2 protein-coding genes are annotated in these 3,026 nt (G+C 64.5%); both read right to left on the bottom strand.

Annotated features, from left to right (window positions below; translation table 11 throughout):
• On the bottom strand, positions 1–1,945 hold a 1,945-nt coding region (locus HMPREF7215_RS02440), incomplete at its 3' end, for an autotransporter outer membrane beta-barrel domain-containing protein (protein WP_009164026.1).
• An 846-nt stretch (positions 1,946–2,791) separates the two neighbouring features.
• Positions 2,792–3,026 (bottom strand): GAF domain-containing protein (locus tag HMPREF7215_RS02435; RefSeq protein WP_009164024.1); only part of this gene is annotated, 235 nt, incomplete at its 5' end.

The following is a 3,026-nucleotide window of genomic DNA, read 5'->3' as shown; positions in this document are numbered from 1 at the left end:
CGAAGTCGGCGAAGCCGCCGCCGGCCGCTGCGGCGAGGCCGCCGGAAGCCGCCGCCGCGTTGCCCGAGAGGACGAGTTTTTCGTTCACGGCGTCAAGTTCCGTACCGCCACCAAGCACGCCGCCGCCCAGCGCCGCGGCGAGGGAGCCCCGCAGCGACAGGGAATCGAGCGACTGCTTGTAGTTTGGCGTCGCCGGATCGGCGTCGTCATCGTAAACGACGGAGATGCCTTCCAGTCCCAGCAGCTCGAAGTTATGCGCGGTTGCCTGCGCGGCGTTGCCGGTGACGGAGATGCCCTTCGGCCCGGTCAGATACACGCCGCCGAAGCCGACCAAACCGCCGCCCAGCGCCCCGGCGACGCCGCCCGATGCCGAAGCCGAGTTGCCCGACAGTTCGATTGTCTCGTCGGCCGTGACGCCGATATAGCTGACGGACGCGCCCGCGCCGCCGACCGCCGCGGCCAGAGGCAGGCGCAGCGCGCCTTTTTGCAGTTTCAGTTCGGGGAACGGAGGCAACACGTCGTCAAGATCCAGCCCTTCGACGGTCAGCGCCACGTTCCCGTTTGACGCCGCCGACGCCGAATTGCCCTTCAGCGCCGCGGATTTACCGGTGATCTCGATTTCGCCGGCCGCGGCCAGGCCGCCGCCGGCCGCCAGGCTGAGCGCGCCCGACGCTGCGGCGGAGTTGCCCGACAGCAGAACAGCGCCGTCGTTGCCGTCTACGACAGTCCAGCTGCCGGAGAAAGCCGCGCCGCCGCCGGCAAGCGCAAGAGAACCTTCGAGGGAAACGCCGTCGAGGATCTTTTTCGGCCCCGGCAGTAGTTCCGCGGCCCCGACCTTCAGACTCAGCGGGCTGCTTACTTGGGCCGAGGCCGAGTTGCCCGCGAGAGTGACGCCCTTATTGCCGTAGAGATCGACGTTCCCCGTCACGCTGAGGGTCCCGCCGCCCAACGCCGCGGCGATGCCGCCCGACGCCGCCGCCGAGTTATTCGAGAGCTCCGCGGCGCCGTTGGCGCTGACGATTGTCACGGGTCCATCAATGGCCGCCGCCGCGCCGCCGCCGGACACGGCCAGCGAGCCTTCGAGCGCGACGTTTTCAACCGTGGCGACGCCCGTTACTTCGAGTTTTTCGATAGACGCCTTGAGCGGAGAGGCGGCCTGCGCCGAAGCGGAGTTGCCCGTGACGCTGACGTCTTTGTCCCCTTTGACGGAAACGTCGCCCGTCACGCTGAGAGTCCCGCCGCCCAACGCCGCGGCGATACCGCCCGACGCCGAAGCCGAGTTGCCGGAGAGATTCACGGCGCCGTTGGCGCTGACGATTGTCACGGGTCCATCAATGGCCGCCGCCGCGCCGCCGCCGGCCAGCGAGACCGAGGACTCCACCTTGAGAGTCCCCGTGACCGTTCCGCCGCTGGCTCCGTCAAGATCCACCTCGGCCGTCACCGGGCCTGACTCCGCGGCCACGGCGCGGTTGCCGCTCATGACGATGTCCTTGTCCGCCGCGAGATTGATGCCTAAGATCGACGCCAGCCCGCCGCCCAGTCCGGCGCTGACGTCGCCGTCAAGGGTAAGCCACGCCGGCGGAGTGAAGCCAAGGATACCGAACACATCGCTCAGGGCGATGGAACCCGAGGCAAGGTTATCCGTGATCGTGACAGCCCCGTTCACGGGGTTGAGCGCGAAGGGAGCGAAAGATACGGCGCCGCCGCCCATGAGCGGATAGAGCTTTTTCACGATATCCAGAGCGGTATCCGGCACGACGGCCGTACCGGACTGTTGTCCGGCGATCGTAATGTCCTTCGTCCTGTCGAGCGGGTTCAGATCGTCGACGGTCTGCGTCCCCAGCGCCGGCAGCGACGAGGCGGCCAGCAGCAGCGACGCGGCCAGCGCCTTGGCGCCCAGCCCGCGGCGACAGCGCGCGATTTCCTGTTTCCGATTTCGTATCATGTGAACCTCCTTGAATGGGATAAATTGTGCCGCCGCGGCTTTTGAAAGCGAAAACGGCAGCCTCTGACGAAACGGAAAAAGTGCAATAAAGATAAAACAACCTTTCATGTATAAAATTAAAACCGATTTTTACTGTTTTTTCAAGACATCATGAAGTCATACCCCCCCCCAGATATGTTCTTTTAGTTATCATTCAAAAATAAAATCCCGGTTTTTATGCGTCGGCCTTTTTTGGATAATCAAGTATTGTTTGTTAAAAACTTCGCCGACGGCGCCGGAGCACGGCAGGAAAACCGCCGACGGCGCCATTGCCGTGAAAGGACTTCGCTCCCGTGGGGAGGGCGGCGCCTGCCGTCCGCGCCGAGAAAACGCAAACGGCCCTCCGCCGCTGCGGGGAGCCGTCTGCGTGGCCGCCGATATTCCATTGCCGCCCGCCGGAGCCGCCGATGTGCCGGGAATCTCGGGAACCGATTTTCGTCACGAAAAACGGATACGGCGACATGGTGATCATGAGCATGGAGCTTTACGAAAGGAAAATGCGTCTGCTCGACGTTTACGAGAAGCTGTCGGCGGCCGAAGCGCAGGTTCAGGCGGGCAAGGTCCGCGACGCCGGCGAGAGCCTTCGGGAACTACGGAAGACGTGCGATGCTTGGGTTTGCGCCGCGAGGCACGGCGTTTTCCGTTTTTTTCGCGATTCTACGTGGAACATTTTCTGTAAGCCATTGCAGAGAGCCGAACGGTCTTGTATGCCACTTTTCCAGTTTGCAATTTCCCCCGGCAAAATAATAAAAACCGTTCCCGTCTCTGCCCTGCGGCACGAGCGGGAACGGCTTTTTCGTTTGGGGCTTACAGGCGCGCGGCCTGCGCCTCGATCTGGGCGGCGATCTTTTCCAGCGCGGCGCGGTCCGTCTCGTCGAAGCGGGCCGGTTCGGGGCTGTCGAGGTCGAGCACGCCCCACGTCCGGCCGCCGACGGTCAGCGGGACTACCAGCTCGGAGCGGGAGGCGTCGTCGCAGGCGATGTGCCCGGGGAACGCGCGCACGTCGGGGACGAGCTGACTTTTGCCGGCGCGGACGGCGGCG

Source organism: Pyramidobacter piscolens W5455 (genome assembly GCF_000177335.1).
In the GTDB taxonomy this organism is placed as follows: domain Bacteria; phylum Synergistota; class Synergistia; order Synergistales; family Dethiosulfovibrionaceae; genus Pyramidobacter; species Pyramidobacter piscolens.
This window is presented reverse-complemented; position numbering and strand designations above follow the sequence as displayed.